The following is a 21,872-nucleotide window of genomic DNA, read 5'->3' on the forward strand; positions in this document are numbered from 1 at the left end:
GGTTTTATTGAACCTCGCCTGCGCCAGCAAATTTGCTCATGACGAAGCCGACAAATTCTTCGACTGTCATTTTCTGGCCGTTGAACTCGACCTGATTGTTGGCGTAGTGCAGTTTGCTGACGATGTTGCTTCCGTCCACTTTCGCCAGTTGCGAGCCAACGGCCATGCTGCCAAACATGTCGGCGGTGGCGGTGGCCTGATCGGCGATCAGCTTGGCGTCGGTCTGGCCGTCGATTTGCGATTGCACGGTGAACACGTCAACGAGCATTGGCTTGGACACCTGCAGATTGATGTCCAGCAGCGCAATCAACTGCCTGATCAGTTGGTCGGTCGGCAATTCGATCGATTGCGGTTTGGTCAGGTCCAGCACCAGGTTGGCGCGGCTTTCGCCGTTGGTGGTCTTGAACGAGAAGTTTTCCAGGGCCACCTGCGGGCCGGCCGCCAGCAATTGCTCCAGACCGGTTTTCAGTTGCGCCTCTTCGGCTTCGGTCAGCTTCAGTTCCGGCACCGGTTGACCCGCCTCGGCTGCCTCGGCGGCAAGTTGCTCGTACGGTTGCAGTTTGCTCTGGTAAATCTGCATCAGCGACATCGTCGCCGGTATGTCGAGGTTCTTCAGGCTCATCGCCAACTGTGCCGAACCGAACGCCTTGCCGTTCAAGGACACTTCACCCACCTTGTAATCGGCACGCCCGGATGCGCTGGTGCCCGATTCTTCGGTCTGGTTCTTCATTTCGAAATTCTTGAAACCCAGCACTGACTGCTTGGCACCGAACGTGGTTTGGCTGCTGGTCAGCACAACAGTGTTTTCGCCGGTGTAGTAGCCGTAGGTGCTTTTGCTCAGGTTGCTGGCCAGCGTCAGGCCGTTCAATTCGACCTGCACCGGTGCCTGATCTTCGGAAACGGTGGTCAGCTTCAGACTGTCCATGTAGCCGTCGGCCTTGACCTTCTGCGCCTGGGCGCTGGCCGAAACGTCGAGTTTCAGGCCGGAAAACTTCAAGCTGGACTTGTCATCCAGTGCGGTTTCCAGCGGCAGCATTTCCAGCGTGCCGTTGGTGGAGTTGTCGTAGCCGATATTGACCACGCCTTTGAGCGGGGAGACATCCTTGGCGGCGGCAAACCATTTTTCAGTGAGCGGCGTCTTTTCCAGTTCGTAATGACTGGTGGCCATGACCGGCAGCCACTTCAGCGACACCAGGCGCGAGAACGGCAGTGGACCGTGTTCGATGTGATCGACAAACAGCAGTTCGATCGGCTCCTCGCCGAACATTTCACCTTCGCCCTTGAGGCGATAGTGTGCGGTACTGCTGAACACATGGCGCTCCAGCGAGACCAGTTCCAGCGATGCCGTGCCTTTATGACCGACCAGCGCCGCTTGCAGTTGCTGGTTGGCATCAGCCAGGGAAGTGTTCAGCACGCTTTCGATTTTGGTGCCGGTGTACCAGGCACCGCCGGCGCTGATTGCACCGATGGCCACGACAATTCCCAGTAACACGCCTGCTGATTTATTCATGAATGACCCGTTCAATGTCCGTTGTTGAGAGGTGGTCGTCTTCCCTGAACCCGAAGCGGGTTGTGGTCACGACTGCGCTTTGAAAGTGGGGTGCAGATTAGCATCAGGCGCGCGGGGCAGCCCAATGATTAGAGGTGAAAGAGTGTCTACGGCGGCTTCATGGCCGGTCAGTATTCGGTGTCCATGCGTTCCGACGATGGCGTCAGCCCTGACAACGCAGCATCAGGAATACTGAACCTCGATCTCATCGAGCTGATGATCAAAGGTTTTAAGCCGCGCGGTCCAGGTGTACACCAGCACTTCAAAGTCGCGATTGATCACCGCCCCGCCCGTCACTTCCCCCTGCGGGTCGCAGAAATCCAGCTGATAGCGTTCGCGGGCCATGGCGGCGGCGACATCGGCCAGTTCCCGCGCATTGTTGAGCCAGTGCCAGCCGTCGTCGGCCACTTGCTTGTCGAGCGCCAGGCATTGTTTTTTCAGGGTTTCGAGACTCTTTTCCAGCGGCGTGCCGGTGAGTTCGCCCATGACCTCCTGGAACGTGCGCCCTGGCTGCCAGTAACTGCCCCAGAAATAACGGTCGAACACCGTTTCGACACGACGCAGCGCGACCTTGGTGTCCCAGATCAGCACCAGGGTCTTGCCTTGTTCGAGTTGTCTTTTTTTGATTCGCTGGTTCTGGACCGAGGCCCAGGCCACCACCGCGATGGACATCACGGCAATCAGCGCCGTGGCGCTGTCGAGGAACACCAGAGCCTTGTCGATCTGGTGGGTCAGCATGACGCCGTAGAAGTAGGTGGCCGAAAGCAGCACTAACGCTACGACGGCGCACCAGAAGCCGAGAGCATAAGGGTTTTTCATTATTGGTTTCCCCATGACCTGCGCGAGCCTTGCGAAGCAAGGGCGCCTGACTCCAACGCCCCTCCAACACTTCAAAGCATAGCAACGGCCTCAGGGTTTGCCGGAGTTCGAGGCTTGCGTTCGTCCGCTTTCCCACCCTCCGCCCAGGGCGAGGAACAAATCGATCTGGCTCATGGCGACTTGCGTGTTCGCCGTGGCCAGTTGTGCCGTGACGTCGGTGTAAGTGCGGGTCGCTTGCAGGTCCGCCAGGAACGACTCGCGGCCGGCCTGGAAGAAGCGGTGCGTCTGGTCGGCCGCCAGTTTCGCCGATTGCTCGGCATCCGCCAGGGCATCACGGCGTTGCAGCAGCGCGGAGTACTGGGCCAGGGCGGTCTGGGTTTCGCGAATGGCGTTGAGCACAACGCCATCGAAGTGTGCCAACACACCCTGGGTCGTGGCTTCGGCTTCACGGATGCGGGCGCGGGTGCCGTTGGACGGTATGGTCCAGGTCAGCGACGGCCCGAAACCCCAACGGTTGGTGGACGGGTCGCCGAGATCACCCAGGATGCCGACGGTACCGATGGTCGCGCCGATGCTGATGTTCGGGTACAGCTCGCCCGTAGCGATGCCGATACCGGCCGTCGCGGCCGCCAGTCGGCGCTCGGCCTGCCGCACGTCGGGACGACGCTTGAGCAATGCGGCACCATCGCCCACGGGCACCAACTGCGCGATTTTCGGCAGTTCAGCGCAAGTCGCGGTGCCGGCCGGCAATTGATCCACAGGCTTGGCCAGCAGCATCGACAAACGGAACAACCCGGCCTGACGCGCCGCCTCATAACGGGGCATGTCGGCACGCAACGACTTGAATTGGGTTTGCGAGCGCGTGACCTGGGTTTCGTCGCCGCGTCCGGCGTCGCGCAAGCGCTGGATCAGCGTGGTGCTCTGGGATTGCAGATCAAGGGAATGCTGGGCGATCTCCCGCTCTTCGTTGGCCGCGCAGACTTGGGTGTAGGCCCGAACCACATCCGCCACCAGGGTAATGCGCGCGGTGTCGGCGGCGGCCTGGGTGGCATCGGCATTGGCCTTGGCCGCTTCGATGCCACGCTGCAGCGTACCGAACAGGTCGAACTGGTACGACGCGGAAATACCGATATCGCCGATGTTGGCCACCGGCACCTTTTCCGGCAACAGGAAGGCTTGGCCGGACTCCTGCAAACGCTCGGCGCCCATTTTCACGCCACCGCTCCAGCCACCGGCCGCCTCGGCCTCGTCGACTTGCGCATGAGCGCGCAACAGGCTGGCCGCCGCCACGCGCAGGTCGGTGTTGGATGCCATGGCTTGCTGCACCAGTTGATCGAGACGCGGATCCCGATACAGGCGCCACCAATCGGCAGGCACCGGCGCCGAGACCACGGGCTTGCCCTCGACCGCCAGTTCGCCCTGCAAGTCATCACGGTGGATGGCCGCCGCCTCTGGCAAGTGATAGTCCGGCCCGACCACCTGACACGCCGACAGCAACAAGCCTAATCCGGCAACCGCCAAACCCGTGGCTTTGCTCATTGCGCAGGCTCCCGGACCTGATCGTCGATGATCGACACCGTCGCGGTGCGCCCGGCGATCATGCGGAAATCCGCCGGTACGTCATCGAAAGCAATCCGCACTGGAATCCGCTGGGCCAGGCGCACCCAGCTGAACGCCGGGTTGACGTTGGGCAACAGATTGTTGCCGCTGGTGCGGTCGCGGTCTTCGATACCGGCGACGATGCTGACCACATGGCCACGCAGGCGCGCGCGGTCACCGATCACCCGGATGTCGACGCTCTGGCCGATATGGATGCCGTCCAGTTTGGTTTCTTCAAAATAGCCGTCGATGTGAAACGAATTGCTGTCGACGATAGACAGCACCGGCCGCCCGGCACTCACGAATTCCTGGGCTCGCGGCGCGCGGTCGTTGACATAACCGTCCACCGGGCTGCGAATCACCGAGCGGTCGAGGTTGAGCTGAGCGCTGTCCACCGCCACCTGGGCTTCCATCAACGCCACTTGGGCACGGGCGACCTTCGACTGGCTTTCTTCCAGCTGTTCGGCAGGCACCAGATTGCCCAGGCCCTTGTTGCGCTTGGCTTCGCGCTGGGCCTGGGCCAGGGTTTCTTCCCGGTCGGCGACGGCGGCTTTCGCCTGGCGCAGGGCCAGTTTGAAACGGTCCTGATCGATGCTGAACAGCACCTGGCCGCGTTTGACCGGCTGGTTGTCGCGCACGTCCACCTGCTGGATCAGCCCGGAAACGTCCGGAGCGATCTGCACAATGTCGGCGCGGATGTGACCGTCGCGGGTCCAGGGGGCAAACATGTAATACAGCACCATCCGCCAGACCACGACCACGGCGAAGCTCACGATCAACAGGGTCAGGGCCACGCGGCCGATGGTCAATAAAGGCTTTTTCATGTCATCAGGTATCGACTGAGTGAGTCCACGACGCCAAGCAGCAAGGCGTAGAGAGCCACGTTAAACAATGCCCGGTGCCAGACCAGACGATAAAAGTGCAGACGCGTGAGCACCCCGTGCACCAACAGGAACAACACATAGGTAATGCCCATCAGCACCAGCAGTGTGGGCAGGAAAACCCCGCTGAGATCCAGGTCACCAATCATAAAGGCGCTCCATCGATGCCATGGGGAAGCGGTTCTTCAAGCTCGGCGGAACCGACAAATTCGACGCCGGGCAACAACGCTAGGCGCAAGCCACTCAAGGCGTGCAACAGTTGCAGGCGGGTCTCGTCATCACCCGCACCGCCCAGCGCCCGGCGGGCACGGTCCATGGTCATCAGCAACGGGCTCGGCGCGGGCAAGCGCCTGTCAGCCTTGAGGCACGCCTTGAAGTATTCGCCGACCTCGGCCACCACCTGGCGCAGCAGCGCGTTCGGCACCCCGTCAATGCGCGGCGCGTAGGCGAGAAGATCGAGCATATTCAGCGCCACGCGGACTTCCCGCAGGGCGATCCCGGTGTCCTGCCCGGTCAAAGCCAGACGCGGCAAATGCTGCATCAGGCGGTCAAGCATTTGCACGCCAAGATGCCGATGCTCGGCCAGGCTGGCCGGCTCGGACAGGCCGACAATGTCACGCCAACTGAATCGGGTCAGACGCTTGGCCGCCAGCTCGGCACCGAATGGCCGGGCGATCAGGGTCCAGACAAACGCAAACAGCAAGCCCACGGGGCCGGCCAGGTTGGAGTTGGCAAAGCTGAGGAAGTCGGCGTCGTACGCGCCCTGAATGCTGATGAAGGACGAGGTGTTGACCAGTGTCAGCAACATGCCCAGGTAAAACTGCGGCTTGACGGTCAAGGTGCCGACGATGATGAACGGCACGGCGAACGCCAGCACCAGCATCGGGAAATCGTGCAGGTTGGGCAGCACCAGAAACAGGTAAAGGCTGGCGAACAACACCGACATCGCCGTCCAGAAAAAGAACCGGTAAATCTGTGGCGCAGGGTCATCCATCGAGGCAAAGAAGCTGCAGGCCACGGCCGCCAGAATCACGGCGGAGCCCCCATCGGTCCAGCCCAGCAGAATCCACAGCACCGAGGCGACGATGATCGCCGTGACGGTGGACGCCGCTGAATAAAGCATCAGGCCGCGATCCAGAAATGGCGACAGTCGGCCGAGCCGCCAATGCCGATACACCGCGTGCCAACTGTCCTGGTTTTCGCATTGGATGGCGATTTGCAGACTGCGGCAGTCCTGCCACAGATCGATCCATTCGCCGAGGCGGTACAGCGCGTTGGAGAACAACAGCTGCTTGCGGTCCTCCAGCGCTTCGACATTGGGTTGAAGGGCTTGGACCCGGTCTTTGAGCGCCTGCCAGCGATCGACATCCGCGTCCTTGTGTTGCAGCCATTCGCTGGCGGCGCCGAGGAGTGGCGCGAACTTATCCACAAGTTCGGGAGTGCGCCGCTCCAGGGCGTAAAGCGCATCGTCCAGGGCATCGACCACGGTCAGCAGGTGGATCATCCTTCCGCGCAGCTCCTTGGTGTTGCGCACCGTTTGCGGCCGCGCGCCTTCGTGGGGCAACTGACCGATCATCAGCTCCAGGCTGTTGAAGGTTGCCACCATCGACGCACGCAGCGCACTGACTTCGGCCGGTTGCACATGGCGACCGAGGAATTGCAGGCTGTAGGTCGAGGCATCGGCAAACCATTTGCTCACCGAACCGTTGAACACCGGGGCCAGCCGCCGGGGCCAGAACATCGCGCCGACGACCGCCGCAACGGCGATGCCGAGGAAGATCTCCTCCGTGCGCGCTTCGGCCACGTCCCACACCGACAACGGATTATCCATTACCGGCAGAGCGATCAGCGGCAAGGTGTAACCGGCGAGCATCAACGCGTAGCTGTTCGCGGTGCGCAGATGCAGGGACAGAAACAGCAGAGTCCCGGTCCACAGTGCCATGACCAGCACCAGCACATAGGGGCTCTGGACAAACATCGGCACGAAAAAAACCGCCGCGGCAGCACCGAGAAAGGTGCCCACTGCACGGTACAGCGCCTTGGAACTGGTGGGGCCGACAAACGGGCTGGAAACGATATACACCGTGGCCATCGCCCAGTAAGGCCGCGGCATTTGCATGAGCAAGGCGATGTAGAGCGCAATCATCGAGGCGGCGAACGTGCGCACACCGAAGAACCAGTCCCGCGCCGGGGGCACGCCGGTAAAAAAGCCGCTCAAGGGTGGAGCACCGGTGCTTGGCCGGCCGACTCGAAGGCCTTCAATACACGCAAGGTGGCTTCCAGATCGCGCGGATCGATGCCTTCGAGCACCTCACTGCGCAAGCGCACCAGCTCAACTTCGACGGCTTGCACCAGTGTCCGGCCGCTGTCGGTGAGGCTCAGGCATTTGGCGCGGCGATCCTGCGCATCCTCGGTGCGACAGACGTAGCCGGCGTGACACAACTGATCGAGCAACCGCACCAGGGACGGGCTCTCCATCCCCGCCGCCTGCGCCACCGTCACCTGCCGCACCCCCTCGCCCAACCGTCCGATCATCAACAACGGCACGGCACAGGCTTCGGAAATTCCGTAATTGAGCAGCGTGCTCTGGCAGATTTTCCGCCAATGCCTGGCGGCCACCACCATGGAGCTGCTGATGTTCATCTGCAGAACGTCGAGATTATTCGGCACGGGAGAAAACACACTGTTAGTTTGCTAACTATCAATATGGCATTGGAGAGGTTTTTCCGTCAAGTTTTGAAACAAATTGGTTTCCACCCGTCGCAAGCAGAACGCGATGGACCTGACAGAGTACTGATGATGTATATACTTTCTTGGTACCCGATCCAGGAACACTCACCATGTCAAAACAAGCCGTTTTTACAATGAAGCTCGAATCAGATTTGCGCGAACAATTCATGGCCGAAGCAGAAGCCGCTCACCGCCCTGCCTCACAAATCGTCCGGGAAATGATGCGCCAGTTTGTCCAAACGCAACGAGAATCTCGTGAATACGAGGCCTTCCTGCAACGCAAAGTGGACATCGCCCGCACCTCAATGCACAGCGGCAACGGCCTGGCGAATGAGGAAGTGGAAGCAGAGTTCGCCGCCAGGCGTGGGAAGGCAGCCACAGAACAATGAGGATAATCTGGACGCGAGAAGCCGCACAGGATCGTGCAGATATTTGGGACTACCTGTATGCCATCAACCCGAAAGCGGCCATCGACATGGACAATCGCTTCAGCGATGCGATATCCAGGCTTGCGCAACACCCTGAAAGTGGCCCTGCCGGAATCATTGCCGGCACTCGCGAGCTGATTCCACATCAGAGTTATCGAATTGTTTATGAACAGGCAGTGAACGCAATCTGGATACTTGCTCTGGTTCATACGTCCCGTCAGTGGCCGCCAGAGAATTGAACGTCTATACCCCCCGCCCTTTCCTCAACATCACATCCAATTGATCAACCACCTCCGCCCAATCGGCATCCTCCAGAATATCGTCGCGCAGAAAATCCGCCTGGCTTTGGGTCCAGAAGAACGCATCCGCCAGGTGCAGTTCCGGTTCGAGCGGTGAATGGGTGGAAATGAATTTATCGATGCTTTCGGCGTCGTCGGGCAGGCCGAGTTGTTTGAACAGCGATGGGAGGCTGTGGGTCGGGTTTTCCATGGCTGACTCCTTGGGGAAGGGTTGAATGGGTGACCGCTGCGCGGTCAATCGCGGGCAAGCCCGCTCCCACAGGTTCAGTGTTGATCACAAATCTGCGGCTCAACTCAATCACTGTGGGAGCGAGGCTTGCCCGCGATGACGGCGGCACTGGCGTCGCGAAACTCAATGACTCAACTCCCGCACCTCGGCATGCGGCACCATTTTCAGGAACTGTGGCATATCCATGTGCAGCAGGTTGATGTGGTTGCCGGCTTCCAGATAAATGTCCTTTTGCCGGGTCAGCAGCGGGTCGATGACCACGTCCAGACCATAGGCCTCGCCCAGGGCGGGTACGGCGCCGCGTTCGCAGTCATCGAACAGGTGCGGCAGATTGCTTTCGCGCGAGACTTGCCATTCGCCGCTGCTGCGCACTTTGCTCAGGTCCAGGTGGCGACTGGCGGGCAACACGGCCATCAGGTAATGGCCGTGGTGGTCGTCGAGGATGACCGACTTGGCCACCCGCTCGGCTGGAATGCCCGCGACTCGCGCCGTTTCCAGGCTACTGGCCGAGTGAGGGTGGGTGACGATGTCATATTCGCATTGAGCCTTTTCCAGGCTTCGCTGCACGGTTCTTGCCATACGCATGATGCACCTCGGTGTCCGCAACAACGTCTGGCGGACGATGGTTGACGCTTTTCCACGTAGTGAAAGTCTAGGCCCGCCGGGCCAAACCGGTGGGAAATCCGCCCATTGGACACGTCGACATCTGAACAAAATTCATACAACCGATCGGTCAACTAAACTGTATACAGAGCCGCCCACGACTCTCCCGGAGGGTCACGTGAATACGCGCTGTTGTACCGCTGCACTGCTATTGGCGTTGAGCGCATCAGCCTTCGCCGCAGACACTGTCGGGCTACCGGCGACCAATCCCGCCGGAGTCTGGTTGATCACCTTCGGCCTCGCGTTCCTGATCGCCGAGGCGGCCCTGCCCAATTACGGCGTGATTGGCCTGGGCGGAATCGTGATGTTCGTGATCGGCGCGCTGATCCTGACCAATGCCGAACTCCCCGCTCCGTTGATGATCGTTTTAGGCCTGATCAGTGCATTGCTGCTGGTGTTCCTGCTGATCCGCGCCCTGAAGACCCGCCCGCGCCATACCGTCAGCGGCGATGCCGTACTGGTCGGCAGCGTCACCCCGATCACGTCATTGCTGGCCGACGATGCCTGCCACGGCTGGGTGCATTTACAGGGCGAATACTGGCAAGTGTCGAGCGCCAAGCCCCTGCAGATCGGGCAGAAAGTACGCGTGGTGTCGCGCAAGGGATTAATGCTGAAAGTGGCCGCGACTGACGCGGTGCCAGCGGGAGAATAGTCATGGGCCTGCAAGTGGGTTTTGTCGCGCTGCTGTTACTGCTGATCGCGCTGGCCGGTTCGACCTTCCGCATCCTGCGTGAATACGAACGCGGGGTGGTGTTCCAGCTCGGACGCTTCTGGCAGGTCAAGGGCCCGGGCCTGATTCTGTTGATTCCGGTGGTTCAGCAAATGGTTCGCGTCGACTTGCGCACCGTGGTGCTCGACGTCCCGGCGCAAGACGTGATCACCCGCGATAACGTCTCGGTCAAGGTCAACGCCGTGCTGTACTTCCGCGTGCTCGACCCACAGAAGGCGATTATCCAGGTCGAGGACTTCCTGATGGCCACCAGCCAGTTGGCGCAAACCACCTTGCGCGCGGTGCTGGGCAAACACGAACTCGATGAGCTGCTGGCCGAGCGCGAACGGCTGAACATCGATATCCAGCAAGTGCTCGACGCCCAGACTGATGCATGGGGGATCAAAGTGGCCAATGTCGAGATCAAGCACGTGGACCTCAATGAATCGATGATTCGCGCCATCGCCAAACAGGCCGAAGCGGAGCGCGAGCGCCGGGCCAAGGTGATCCACGCCGAAGGCGAATTGCAGGCCTCGGAAAAACTCATGCAGGCCGCCGAAATGCTCGGTCGCCAGCCGGGGGCCATGCAGTTGCGTTACATGCAGACGCTCAGCTCGATCGCCGGCGACAAAAGTTCGACCATCGTCTTCCCACTGCCGATCGAGCTGCTCAAGGGCATGGCGGACTTGTCGTCGAAACCTTGAGCGCCGTCACTCAGCCCCCATGACAAACAACCGTGCCCGAGTGTTACCCGCAGCGGTCTCGGCGGCTTTCTGCCAACCGCCAGGCAGCGGGGCGAATTCGTCGGGTTGATCCGCCGTGCTGATCAACCATACGCGACCGGTTCCCCTGGGCAATTGACTGAGGTGGTCGAGGTAGATCCTTGGCGCATCACCGTTGACCAGGGTGCCAAAGCCATAATCATTCGGGCGGCTGGATGTCCCGTTGGCCAAGGGCGGGGTGTACAGCAGCGGATCCGTGTCGGTGCGGTTGTAATAGACGTAGCTCATGTACCAGAGCATGTCGCTGATGACGATTCGGTCACCGGCCACGTAGTGCTGGTTGACGAACTCGACCATCACACTGATCTGGTCATTCACATCCACGGTGGAGTTGTTTTTCAGCCCGACCAGCTCGGTGCCGACAAACAGCACCAACAACCCCAGCGCCAATACCCGAAAGCCGCTCAGCAAGCGGTCGATGGCCAGTGCCATGATCAGCGGCAGGCCCATCGCATAGGCATTCAGATAGCGCTCGATAAACACGGGTGAAATAAACGAAACCCCGTAAACCAGCAACAACGGCAGCAGGGTGTAGAGTGCCAGCAATGCACTCCAGCGAAAGGAGCTGCGATCACGCAGAACCGTCAGCAGGATCACCACCAGCAATAGTATTGGCAGCGCAACGAACAGGAGCCGGGGCAAGTTATCCCCATCGTCCTGGATCAGAAAGTCCCACACCATCGACGGCAGGGAGCTGAGGGTGACCGGCAATTCCCAACCCACATCGCCATTGGCCTTGAGCTCGGCCATGTGCTGGGTCAGGCCGACCAGGCCAGGGATCCATGGAGCAAACAGCACCACAATGGCTACGTTGCTCAGCCACCAGGCCGGGCGAGTGATGTGTTTCAAGGGTGGGTCTGGCTGCAGGCGCAACACCAGCAAGTACGCCCAATGGACGAGCACACAGAGCGCAGTGAAATAGTGGGTGTAGAACGCGGTGGCCATCAGTAGCGTGTAGATCACCAGTGCATGGGTGTGGCGAGGCTGTTTGACCCAATACACCAGCGCAATGGTGGCACCGAGCAACCACAACCCCAGCCACGAATACATCCGCACTTCCTGACTGTAGCGCACCGCCGTAGGCAACAGCGCCAGCATCAACCCGGCCAGTAATGCCGCCCGCGGATTGGCGATCAACCGGACCAGCCACATCCCCAACATGACCGATGCGACACCCGGCAGCGCACTCAAACTGCGTATCGAAAAAATGCCATCGCCAAACAGCCCGATCCAGCCGTGCAGCATCATGAAGTACATCGGTGGATGGACGTCACGGGCGGCATGAGCCCAGATACCATCCAGGGTGTACCGACTCATCAACAGGCTGGAACCTTCATCGCCCCAAATCGCGGCATCGGTCAGGCCGTATAAACGGGTCAGGACGGCCAGCACCAGGACCAGCAACCCACCGCCCCACCACAGCAGTCGCTGCCTTGCGTCGAGCACTGCCAAGTTCGCGGTCGATGACCGGGGTTTGGCCAACCGCTCTTTTCGCTGCGCCTCCACTACCACTCTGTTCACCTGCGCTGCCGAAACGTTGGCCTCACTTTAGGCTAATGTCAGCCGCCACGGCCAGCGGATACACCGACTCCCACCCCCCGCCCAGCGCTTTGTATAACCCGACCATTGCCAGCGACACACCGGTCGAACTTTCCACCCATTGCTCCTGAGTGGCCAGCAAGGCGCCTTGTACAGTGAGTACGTTGACGAAGTCCACGACCCCTTGCACGTACTGCTGTTGTGCCGTGCGCAGGGCGATCCGGTTCTGACGCACGGCTTCGGCCAGGCTGTCGCGGCGCAGTTGACTGGCGTTATAGGCGCTCAATTGATCGTCGATTTCATGCCAGGCGCGCAATACCGTTTGCTGATAGGCGATGGCGGCCTCCTGTTGCTGGGCTTCGCGCAGGTCCAGCACGCCGCGCAAGCGTCCACCGTCGAACAGCGGCAGGCTCAATTGCGGGCCGATGCCGAACGCGCGCGAGCCCCATGAACCGAAATCGCTCAACTGCATGGCTTGCGAGCCGACGTTGCCCGACAGGGTAATGCGCGGATAAAAATCGCCCTTGGCCACCCCAATGCTCGCGGTCGCGGCATGCAAACGCGCTTCGGCCTGGCGAATGTCCGGACGCCGTTCGGCCAGTTGCGACGGCAGGCCGATGGCGATCTGGGGTGGGGTCTGCGGCACCGGCGCATCGGTGGATAACTCGGCGGTGAGTGCCTGCGGCGGCTCGCCCATCAACAGGCTCAGCGCGTTAATCAGTTGCGTCTGACGTTGCGCCAGGGCGGGCAGTCGCGATTCGATGGCCGCGACTTGGGCGGCGGCTTCGGCAACATCCAGGTCCGTCGCGACACCGTCGGCCAGCCGTAGCTGCGACAATTTCAAACTGTTGCGTGCGACTTCAAGGTTCTGCTCGGTGACCGCGCGGGTGTTTTGCACGCCACGCAGCTGAATGTAGTCCTGGGCGGTTTCAGCGAGTACCGACAACAACACCGCGCGACGGTCGTTTTCGGCGACTTCCAGGGTCGCGTCGGCGGCTTCGGTTTCGCGGCGCACTCGCCCCCACAAGTCCAACTCCCAAGCAGCGGAAAAACCCGCATTCCACAGGTTGAACGCCGAATGGCCGTTGTACCCCGACGGATCGCTCAGGCCTTTGCCACTGCTGCGCTCACGGGAATAGCTGGCCGTGGCGGCGGTGGTGGGATAGCGGTCGGCGGTGATCACCTGACGCACGGCACGACTTTGCTGCAAGCGGCTGCTGGCGAGTTTCAGATCGAGGTTGTCGGTCAGGGCACGCTGGGTCAGGGCCGACAGTTTCGGGTCGTTGAAGACTTCCCACCAGCGCTCGCCCAGGGTTTCGGTAATGGCTTGGCTGGCCGCGGCCTTCGATGGTTTTGACCATTCGGTGATTGGCGGGGCCTGGGGCCTTTGGAAGTCCGGGCCGACGGTGCAGGCACTCAACGAAGCAAGACTGAACCCAATGGCCAACGACTGCATGCAAAACCTGTGGCGAGGTCGCTTGCGTGCACTCGCCGATTTTGGGCACGCTGCGCGGCCCTGCGGGAGCAAGCGCCCTTGCCACAATGATGAATAGTTGCTGAAGTTCATCGTTGTGCAACCCCATGGTCACCGACGCCAGCCGTATCGATCCTCGCCTCCACCGACATCCCCACGCGCAACCGTTCGGCCAGTGGCTGACCCGGTTCCAGCACGATCTTCACCGGAATCCGCTGCACGACCTTGGTGAAGTTGCCGGTCGCGTTATCCGGTTTCACCGAGGCAAAGGTCACGCCGGTGGCCGGTGCGATGCTCTCGACACGCCCGTTCAGCGTCGCACCGTCAAAGGTATCGACACGTACCTGCACGTCCTGCCCCGGATGCACATGGGTCAATTGGGTTTCCTGAAAGTTCGCCATCACGTAGGCCTGCGCCAGCGGCACCACCGCGAGCAGCTTGCTGCCTGGCGTGACATAGGCACCGACCCGCACCGCCCGCTCACCGACCATGCCGTCCTGCGGCGCGACGATGCGTGTGTAGGACAGCTCATAACTGGCGATTTCCAGCTTCGCCTGCGCCCGTTTCAGGCCCCCCTCGGCTGCGTCGCGCTGCGCCGTGAGGATGTCCACTTGCTTGCGTTCCGCCGCCAGCATTGCCGTGACGTTGGCCAATCGTGCGCTGGCCTGATCGATGCGGGTGCGCGCTTGTTGAGCGTTCTGCACCGTGCCGGCGCCGACGCCGGCGAGGTGGTCGTAGCGGTTCAGTTCATGTTCGGCGAAGGCCATTTCCGCCTTGGCCGACACGACTGTTGCTTGTGCCTGGGCAATCATCGAGGCCTGGCGTTCAAGGGTCGCCCGGGCATTCTGCAATTGCGCCTGGGCCACGAGGGTTTCGGCGGACGCCGCTTCGGCGGCGGCCCGCAGATCGCGGTCATCGATCAGCGCCAGTAACTGGCCGGCCTTGACCTGCTGGTTGTCTTCGACCAGCACCTCCTTGATGAACCCGGCCACCCGCGGCACCACCAGGGTGTAGTCCGCCGAGACAAACGCATCGTTGGTGCTTTGTTGCGTGCGCTGACCGAATACCCCCGGCCCCAGCAGATACACCAGCACGCCCACCGCGATCACAACGGCGACGCCCATGGCCAATTTTTGCTTTGATTGAGTCGTCATAAAAACCTTCTGTTTCAGTGAGGCGTTCAAGTCGCCGCCCGTGGCGGAAAGACCCGAGTCGGTAACCAGAAAATCAGCAGGATCAGCGCCACGGCGATACCGGCCATGCACAGGTACAGATCCGCGGCGGTCAACACCACGGCCTGCTCGTGCAATCGGTGCGCAAGGCCTGCGCTGTCAGCGTCGACCAGGGGTGAATTGCCCAGGCGATCCACCAGCATCGTCGAGTGAAAGTGCAGACGCGTGGTGGTCAGGGTTTCCAGCACGCCGGTGGCGATCACCGCCGACAGCCCTTTCACGGTGTTGAACCAGGACGACGCGAACGGTCCATCCATCGGATTGATACTGCCGGTCGCCAGCATCAGCAGCGGCAGCACCGCCATCGGCTGACCGAAGATTTGCAGCAATTGCAGCGCATAGAAATCGTCGCGAATCCACGCCGACGTCAGCTGTGAGCCCCCGAGGCAGGACAGCATCAGCATGCTCAGGCCGATCCCCAACACCCAGCGACAATCGACCCGGCGCAGGTTGCACAGCGCCGCCACCAACGGCAGCGCGATCAACTGCGGCAATGCCGCAAGCAAGGTGACCGGCGCCGTCTGCACCGGGCGATAACCCTGGACTTGAGCCAGGTAGCTGGAGGGAATAATGATCACCGCCAGCAGCACGACCAGCACCCCGGCCAGGGTCATCAGGGCGAATGAGAGGTTGCGGATGCCGAGCATCTGCATCTTGAAAAACGGAATCGGCTGCGACCATTCGTTGATCAGAAACGCCACCAACAGCAGCGCCCCACCCACGAGCAGTCCGCTGATCAGGTTCGACTCGAACCAGTCCAGGCGATTGCCCTGCAGGATACCGATCACCAGCATGCAGATCGCCGGAAACCCCAGCAGCAAACCACGCCAGTTGAACTGCTTGAAACGCTCCAGCCGCAGCGGGTCCTGGGGAATGCCGTAGGCCACGGCGGCCATGGCAATCAGGCAGGGCACGACGACCTGCCAGAAGGTCCATTGCCAGCCGACATACTCGGTCCAGAGCCCGGCCAGCGGTGTGCCCAGTCCCGGGCCGAAGGTCGCCGTCAGTGCATAACCGGCCAGGCCATACAGCTTGACGTTGGGGGGCAAAAATCGCAGCGCGACGGTCATCAACATCGGCGGCAATGCACCGCCAGCCAGGCCTTGCAAGGTGCGCAGGATCAGCAGGCTTTCGTAATTCGGCGCCAGTGGGCACAGCACGCCCAGCAGAGTAAACGCGCCAATGGCGCAGAGGGTGAAGCGGCGCAGCGAGTACGTGACCGCGCACCACGGCGCGAAGGCTGCGGCGGCCACCGAGGTCGCGGCATAACTGGCGACCAGCCAGGTGCCCTCGTCGTAGCCTATGGCCAAGGCACCGCGAATGTCCGCCAGGGCCACCTTGGTCACCATCTCGTTCAGGCCCGACACCAGCACCGCCAGCAACACGCCCACCAGCCCGATGATGATTCGCAGGCCGAAAACTGGCGGCGTGGCAGTTGCTGGTCGGGTCGCAGCGAGAGGTGCCGTGGCCGTGAGGGATGTCATTACTGCGAGCTCCGGAATTAACCTGCGGAGCATTCTATGGAGCGTGTGACCTGACGAAAATTGACTTATTGGCAGCTTATAAGTGCGTTTTATGCAGCAATGCGTCTGGGCGGAGCGGGCTTCTCTCAGGCCTGGTTTGCGGCCTGCCACGTCTCTTCGCAACAGGTTTTCAGGGTTTCACGCAGCCAGCGGTGAGCCGGGTCCTTGTCGAATCGCGGATGCCAGGCCTGGGTCAGCATCAAGGTCGGTAGCGGGATCGGCAAGGTGAACGAGCGCAACTTCAAGCCCAGGCGCCGCACGCTTAACAAGGCTTCCTTGGGCACGGGCAAAATGAGATCCGAATCCGGCAACGCAAACATCGCCGCATGAAAACTCGGCGCAATCACGGCCACCCGCCGTTCCAGCCCCAGGGCATTGAGCGCAGCGTCGATAGGTCCACGGGCAATCCCCCGACGGGACATGCTGATGTGAGAGAACCCGGCGTAACGCTCGGGGGTGATTTCCGCGTCGAACAACGGATGATCCTCACGCACCAAGCCGACAAAGTGAGTGGAGAACAGGTTCTGCACCTTCACTTCCGGGGTCAGCGGCCGGGTATTGCTGACGTTCAGATCGATGCGTCCTTCACGCAGCGCTTCATCGTCGCCATCGCCCTCGGGGACGAAACGCAATTCGCAGTGGGGCGCCTGACGATCCAGGGTGTCGAATAACCGGCCACCGTAAACGCCAACGAAGAAGTCGTTGGCGCGAATGTTGAAACGCCGCCGCAACGAGCCCAGCTCCACCCCATCGGCCGAGCGAAACAGCAACGCCGCCTGATCCACCACGTCACGCACCTGCCCGCGCAATTCCAGCGCCTTGGGTGTCGGCACCAGACCACGACCGGCGCGCACCAGGATCGGGTCGCCCATGGCTTCACGCACGCGGGTCAATGTGCGGCTCATGGCCGCGGGACTGAGGTTCATCCGCCGCGCCGCGCCGACCACACTGCCTTCGTCGAGCAGGGCGTCGAGGGCGACCAGCAGGTTCATGTCCGGTAGTTGCATGGCAAGCACTCATGTCTGGTCAGAACTGACTCAAACACAATGCTAGCAGTTCTCTACCGGACAACGCCGTTCATCAAGACTCACAGTACGAACGATCTTCCAGCCACAGCCCCAGTCCACGAGCCGAGAGTGGCCTGGAAATCAGATAACCCTGGGCGACCTCATAACCTTGCTCCTTCAGAATGCGCTGTTGGGCCAGGGTTTCGATACCTTCGGCCACCACGCTCAGCTTGAGGCTCTCGCCAATGCGAATCACCGCTTCGCTCAGCGCCTGGCTGGTGGTGTCATTCTCCAGATCGTGCACGAAGCTACGGTCGAGCTTGAGCTCCTGGAGCGGTATGCGACGCAGGTAACTGAGGCTCGAATAACCTGTACCGAAATCATCCATGGCCAAGCGTATTCCCAGGGCATGGACCTCGTTGATCGTGGTCAAGGTGTCTGGATTGCTGTCCATTAAGACGTTTTCGGTTATTTCCAGCGTCAGGTCGTCAACGGTCAGCCGCTGTTCGGAAAGGATTCGGGTCAGAATGTCGGGCAATTGGCGATTATGGAAATTGGTCGGCGACAGATTGACCGAAATGGCTGGAACGCTCAGCCCTTCGCGCCGCCAGGCAGCCAATTGACCGCAGGCTTCACGCAGTGCCCACTGCCCGAACTCAGCAATCAGCCCACACTCTTCGGCCAACGGTATAAAGCACCCGGGCGAGATGTCGCCTAGCTGCGGATGCTTCCAACGCGCCAGCGCTTCTACGCCATAAAGTTCGTTGTCTTGCAGATTGATCTGAGGCTGGTAAACCAGATGCAACAGTTGCTGATCAATGGCTTCGCGCAACGCCGTTTCAAGCCTCAATCGCCCGCGGGCCAACTGGTCCAGGCCGTGACTGAAGAAGCTGACACAACCCCGCCCACTTGTCTTCGCCTGATACATGGCCATGTCGGCGCGATGCAGCAGGGTCTCCATGGAGCGGCCATCGTCGGGAAAAAGGCTGACACCGATACTGGCCGACGGTTTAAGCGTCACGCCCGAAATCTGACAGGGTGCGCTCAGTTCTTCTCTCAAGTACTCGATCACCACCTGTGCCTGGCCCAATGCGCACTGAGGCAACACGACGACAAACTCATCACCCGACAACCTGCTGACGATGTCGACTTTGCGACGATACTTGGTCAGGCGCCGGGCGATCACTCGAAGAAACTCGTCACCCGCAGGATGCCCCAATGAATCATTGACCTGCTTGAAGCGATCCAGATCGATAAAGAGGACCGTGAGCGGCGTGCCGTTGCGGGAGGCATCGGCAATGGCCTGATTGGCACGGACATGAAGCTGATTGCGATTCGGCAAACCGGTCAAGTCGTCATAAAACGCCAGCTGTTGGATGTGAGCGCGGGACTGCTCACGCTCAAGCGCCAGTGCACACAGGTAAATACTGGCATTGACCAAATGCTCATGCAGCAGTGACGGCTCGCGGGGCTCACGATAGTAGAAGGCAAAAGTACCCAAAACCCTGCCTGAACTCGACTTTATAGGCGTCGACCAGCAAGCCCTGAGCCCGAGAGGCAACGCGAGGTCGCGGAAACCGACCCAGAATGGATGAGAGGCAATATCGCGGACCATGACCGCTTTGCCGCTGAACGCTGCCGCGCCGCAGGAACCCACACCAGACCCGATAGCCACTGCATCCAGCGCCGCACAGTAGCTTTCTGGCAAATCAGGAGACGCCAGGGTGCGCAGCAATCCGTCGTCATCCACGCTCAAGATCGAGGCAATCACCTCCGGCGCGATCCTTTGGACCTCGTCACAAACAAGGGTCATCAAGGACTCTATGGATTCCTCCCGCACCATGGCTTCGAGCATTTTATTGCGCAGAATCTCCGGCATCCGAGAGTGGGTCACGTCAATCATTACGCTGACGGTATTGATCAAATTACCCTGCGCATCACAGACCGGGTAAATCGTGACATTGCACCACACCCGGCGGCCTTCATGGGGGTAGGCGACCGCCTGCGAATGGTAAATCTCCCCCGCCATCACCTGTTCGCACATGGCGACTTTGACTTGCTGATCGAAGTCCGGCGCAATCACGCTGTCGAGTGGTTGTCCGTAGACCTCATCGGTGGCGTGCCCGAACATGCGGGAAAACCCACCGTTGGCATACACAATGCGCCATTGGGCATCGGTGACGATGATGGCATTTTCCGAGGTGTCGACGACGAGCGACAACAGTTGCAGGCGCTCGTGCTCCTTATGATGATGGGTAATGTCCCTGATGATCGCGGCATAAAACTGTTGCCCTGCAGCGCTGACTCTGGAGATGGACATGGCCCCCCAGCGGTAGTCGCCGTCCTGGCGCTCAATCAGCACGTCTCGGCTGGTGCCGACAATTTTGTTGATACCGCTGCGACGATTGGCTTCGATGTAACTATCGTGGCTAGCCTGGATCAGTTGTGGCACCAGGAAGTTGACGTTCTTGCCCATGACTTGATCGCGGGTATAGCCCCATAGGCTTTCAGCGGCATCGTTGAACACAATGACCCGATTCTGGCTGTCGATAACCACAACGCTATCGATACTTTGTTCTAGTGCCTGGGTAAAGACCTGCGAAAAATCCTGAACATCCGACATATGGCAGTGATCCGCTAACTACGATTTAACATTCCAGGCTAAATTCGCTGTACAAAAAATGCTCGACGCGGCCTGCCTTCCCATTCCCCCAAGGCATCAGGTCTTGAAGTGACGGACCATCGCGCTCAGCTCGGCGGCCAGACGGGACAATTCGCCACTGGCTGAACTCGTCTGATGCGCACCGTCAGCCGCACGTGTAGACAACTCACGAATATTCAACAGATTGCGATCCACTTCATGGGCGACTTTGGCCTGCTCTTCAGTAGCGCTGGCAATGACCAGATTGCGTTCGGTGATTTGGTGGACAGCAACAAAAATCTCTTCCAGTGCCTTGCCCGCCGCTTCCGTCGCCTGCAACGTGCTACTGGCTCTCAACGTGCTGGCGCCCATGGCATCAACAGCCTGGTGCGTGCCGGCCTGGATTCCGGCAATCATCTGCTCGATTTCCCGGGTCGACTCCTGGGTGCGATAAGCCAGCGTTCGAACCTCGTCTGCCACCACGGCAAATCCACGCCCCGCTTCACCGGCGCGCGCAGCTTCAATGGCCGCGTTGAGCGCCAGCAGATTGGTCTGGTCGGAAATACTGCGAATGACCTCCAGCACCTTGCCGATATCACGAGTCTGAGTGGCCAGATCCTGGACCAGCGCGGAACTGGTGCTGATCTCCCGACTCATGGCGTCCACTTCTTCGACGGTCGCCTGCACTTGGCGCCGACTCTGGCCCGCCAACTCGTTGGTGGCGTTGGAAGCCTCTGACGTGGACACCGCGTTTCTCGCAACCTCCTCCACCGCAGCAGTCATTTCAGTCACGGCGGTGGCCGCTTGCTCAAGCTCATTGTGTTGTTGATGCAGGCCGTGATTACTTTCCACCGTCACCTGCCTCAACTGCTCGGCGGAGCTGGCCAATTGATGGGCGTATTGACTGATCTGCTCAATGGTCTGGCGCTGGCTGACCTGCATTTTCTGCAAGCCCGAGAACAACTGACCGATTTCGTTGCTCGATTGCACAATGATCGAACGACGCAGATCCCCGGAGGCGATTTCATCGAAATGCTCCCCGGCTTCGCGCAGTGGACGCAACAAGCGGCTGGCGATAAACCACCAGCAACCGGCCACCAGCAAGGCGGCAATCATCAACAGGATCAACGCTTGAACCTGGGCCAGGTTGTAGCGTGAATGTGCCTGAACCATGATTGAAGCGATCTGAGTATCGAGCTGTTGTTCGAAGCCTTGCAGAGCCTGGTCAAACCGGTCGTTGGCCGCTCTCGCCTTGAGATTGACATCAACGTAACGCGCCTCAGTCCCTTCCTTCAGCGCCTGCATCTGCTCCTCCAGCGTGCTGCGATAGGCTGCGAAAGCCTGCTGCAACTCATCGCTCTGAAGGGTCGAACCGCTGCTTTTTTCTTGCGCCGCAAACGCGTCGAAGAAATCAATGGCCTCCTTGAACAGGATCGTGGACCGTTGCAGGCTAGCTTGAGCTTTGACCGTATCGCCCATGCGCGCTTCGAGGAAAGCTCCCGCCATCCCGACCCGTGTGCGCAACAGGCGCAGATAAGCCAGGTGAACCCGACTGTTCTGGGTCACCCCCACCTCATTCAAGGCCTGGATCTGTTCATCGCTACTGGATGCACTGCGCCAGCTCGTCAACGACGAAATCAGTAATGCACACACAAAAAGCGCAAGCACCCAGAACATTCCTGTTCGGATCTTCAAATGAGTCAGCATCTTGGACAGTTCCTAGTTGCATCAGCAGTAACCGGCCAAAGCCGACGATTAGATTACTCCC

Annotated in this window: 20 protein-coding genes; 4 read left to right on the forward strand and 16 right to left on the reverse strand. The window is 60.4% G+C overall.

The window, feature by feature from the left end; translation table 11 throughout:
• Positions 1-4: 4 nt before the first annotated feature.
• From ACX3YF_RS06510 to ACX3YF_RS06540, 7 genes are all read right to left on the reverse strand, one after another.
• Positions 5-1,510, reverse strand: a complete 1,506-nt coding sequence (locus tag ACX3YF_RS06510; RefSeq protein WP_458973566.1) for a YdgA family protein — start codon at positions 1,508-1,510, stop codon at positions 5-7.
• A gap of 222 nt (positions 1,511-1,732) precedes the next feature.
• On the reverse strand, positions 1,733-2,368 hold the full coding sequence (locus ACX3YF_RS06515) for an NADH:ubiquinone oxidoreductase subunit N (protein ID WP_090465971.1): 636 nt from the start codon (positions 2,366-2,368) through the stop codon (positions 1,733-1,735).
• Between the two features lie 90 nt (positions 2,369-2,458).
• Positions 2,459-3,907 (reverse strand): efflux transporter outer membrane subunit, encoded by a 1,449-nt coding sequence (locus ACX3YF_RS06520; RefSeq protein WP_458973567.1) that lies wholly within the window; start codon positions 3,905-3,907, stop codon positions 2,459-2,461.
• Positions 3,904-4,791, reverse strand: coding sequence for an efflux RND transporter periplasmic adaptor subunit (locus ACX3YF_RS06525; protein WP_047536037.1), 888 nt, complete (start codon positions 4,789-4,791; stop codon positions 3,904-3,906). Before ACX3YF_RS06525 ends, ACX3YF_RS06520 begins: the two co-directional genes overlap by 4 nt.
• On the reverse strand, positions 4,788-4,997 hold the full coding sequence (locus ACX3YF_RS06530) for a DUF1656 domain-containing protein (RefSeq protein ID WP_047536034.1): 210 nt from the start codon (positions 4,995-4,997) through the stop codon (positions 4,788-4,790). Before ACX3YF_RS06530 ends, ACX3YF_RS06525 begins: the two co-directional genes overlap by 4 nt.
• Positions 4,994-7,066 (reverse strand): FUSC family protein, encoded by a 2,073-nt coding sequence (locus ACX3YF_RS06535; RefSeq protein WP_458973568.1) that lies wholly within the window; start codon positions 7,064-7,066, stop codon positions 4,994-4,996. The genes ACX3YF_RS06530 and ACX3YF_RS06535 overlap by 4 nt, the downstream gene beginning before the upstream one ends.
• On the reverse strand, positions 7,063-7,491 hold the full coding sequence (locus tag ACX3YF_RS06540; protein ID WP_130210823.1) for a MarR family winged helix-turn-helix transcriptional regulator: 429 nt from the start codon (positions 7,489-7,491) through the stop codon (positions 7,063-7,065). The genes ACX3YF_RS06535 and ACX3YF_RS06540 overlap by 4 nt, the downstream gene beginning before the upstream one ends.
• A 197-nt stretch (positions 7,492-7,688) precedes the next feature.
• On the opposite strand from ACX3YF_RS06540, the gene ACX3YF_RS06545 reads away from it, so the two are divergent.
• Positions 7,689-7,967 (forward strand): antitoxin of toxin-antitoxin stability system, encoded by a 279-nt coding sequence (locus tag ACX3YF_RS06545; RefSeq protein ID WP_130210825.1) that lies wholly within the window; start codon positions 7,689-7,691, stop codon positions 7,965-7,967.
• Positions 7,964-8,245 (forward strand): type II toxin-antitoxin system RelE/ParE family toxin, encoded by a 282-nt coding sequence (locus ACX3YF_RS06550; protein ID WP_130210827.1) that lies wholly within the window; start codon positions 7,964-7,966, stop codon positions 8,243-8,245. Before ACX3YF_RS06545 ends, ACX3YF_RS06550 begins: the two co-directional genes overlap by 4 nt.
• Positions 8,246-8,249: 4 nt before the next feature.
• Here the strand turns inward: ACX3YF_RS06550 and ACX3YF_RS06555 are convergent, their stop codons facing one another.
• Together ACX3YF_RS06555 and ACX3YF_RS06560 are read right to left on the reverse strand one after the other, a co-directional pair.
• Positions 8,250-8,495 carry a DUF2789 domain-containing protein gene (locus ACX3YF_RS06555; RefSeq protein WP_196585666.1) on the reverse strand — a complete coding sequence of 82 codons (246 nt, stop codon included), beginning with the start codon at positions 8,493-8,495 and terminating at the stop codon, positions 8,250-8,252.
• A 162-nt stretch (positions 8,496-8,657) separates the two neighbouring features.
• On the reverse strand, positions 8,658-9,119 hold the full coding sequence (locus tag ACX3YF_RS06560; RefSeq protein ID WP_047536019.1) for an aminoacyl-tRNA deacylase: 462 nt from the start codon (positions 9,117-9,119) through the stop codon (positions 8,658-8,660).
• Positions 9,120-9,315: 196 nt separating this feature from the next.
• Between ACX3YF_RS06560 and ACX3YF_RS06565 the strand changes: the two genes are divergently transcribed.
• Positions 9,316-9,849 (forward strand): NfeD family protein, encoded by a 534-nt coding sequence (locus ACX3YF_RS06565; RefSeq protein WP_196585665.1) that lies wholly within the window; start codon positions 9,316-9,318, stop codon positions 9,847-9,849.
• Positions 9,850-9,851: 2 nt separating this feature from the next.
• Complete coding sequence (locus ACX3YF_RS06570) at positions 9,852-10,610, forward strand: slipin family protein (protein ID WP_047536013.1); 759 nt, start codon at positions 9,852-9,854, stop codon at positions 10,608-10,610.
• 6 nt (positions 10,611-10,616) lie between these two features.
• On the opposite strand, the gene ACX3YF_RS06575 is transcribed toward ACX3YF_RS06570, so the two are convergent.
• The 7 genes from ACX3YF_RS06575 to ACX3YF_RS06605 form a co-directional block, all read right to left on the reverse strand.
• A complete protein-coding gene (locus tag ACX3YF_RS06575) occupies positions 10,617-12,194 on the reverse strand; it encodes a glycosyltransferase family 39 protein (RefSeq protein ID WP_458974833.1) in 1,578 nt (525 codons plus the stop codon).
• Positions 12,195-12,231: 37 nt separating this feature from the next.
• Positions 12,232-13,794, reverse strand: coding sequence for an efflux transporter outer membrane subunit (locus ACX3YF_RS06580; RefSeq protein ID WP_458973569.1), 1,563 nt, complete (start codon positions 13,792-13,794; stop codon positions 12,232-12,234).
• A complete protein-coding gene (locus ACX3YF_RS06585; RefSeq protein WP_458973570.1) occupies positions 13,791-14,855 on the reverse strand; it encodes an HlyD family secretion protein in 1,065 nt (354 codons plus the stop codon). Before ACX3YF_RS06585 ends, ACX3YF_RS06580 begins: the two co-directional genes overlap by 4 nt.
• Before the next feature lie 26 nt (positions 14,856-14,881).
• Positions 14,882-16,417 carry an MFS transporter gene (locus tag ACX3YF_RS06590; protein ID WP_458973571.1) on the reverse strand — a complete coding sequence of 512 codons (1,536 nt, stop codon included), beginning with the start codon at positions 16,415-16,417 and terminating at the stop codon, positions 14,882-14,884.
• Positions 16,418-16,542: 125 nt separating this feature from the next.
• Positions 16,543-17,463: a LysR family transcriptional regulator gene (locus ACX3YF_RS06595; RefSeq protein WP_458973572.1), complete on the reverse strand. Its 921-nt coding sequence runs from the start codon at positions 17,461-17,463 to the stop codon at positions 16,543-16,545.
• A gap of 73 nt (positions 17,464-17,536) precedes the next feature.
• On the reverse strand, positions 17,537-20,086 hold the full coding sequence (locus ACX3YF_RS06600) for an EAL domain-containing protein (RefSeq protein ID WP_288099215.1): 2,550 nt from the start codon (positions 20,084-20,086) through the stop codon (positions 17,537-17,539).
• Between the two features lie 96 nt (positions 20,087-20,182).
• Complete coding sequence (locus ACX3YF_RS06605; protein ID WP_448645533.1) at positions 20,183-21,811, reverse strand: methyl-accepting chemotaxis protein; 1,629 nt, start codon at positions 21,809-21,811, stop codon at positions 20,183-20,185.
• Positions 21,812-21,872 lie beyond the last annotated feature (61 nt).

Source organism: Pseudomonas fluorescens group sp. PF-69, from assembly GCF_054481235.1.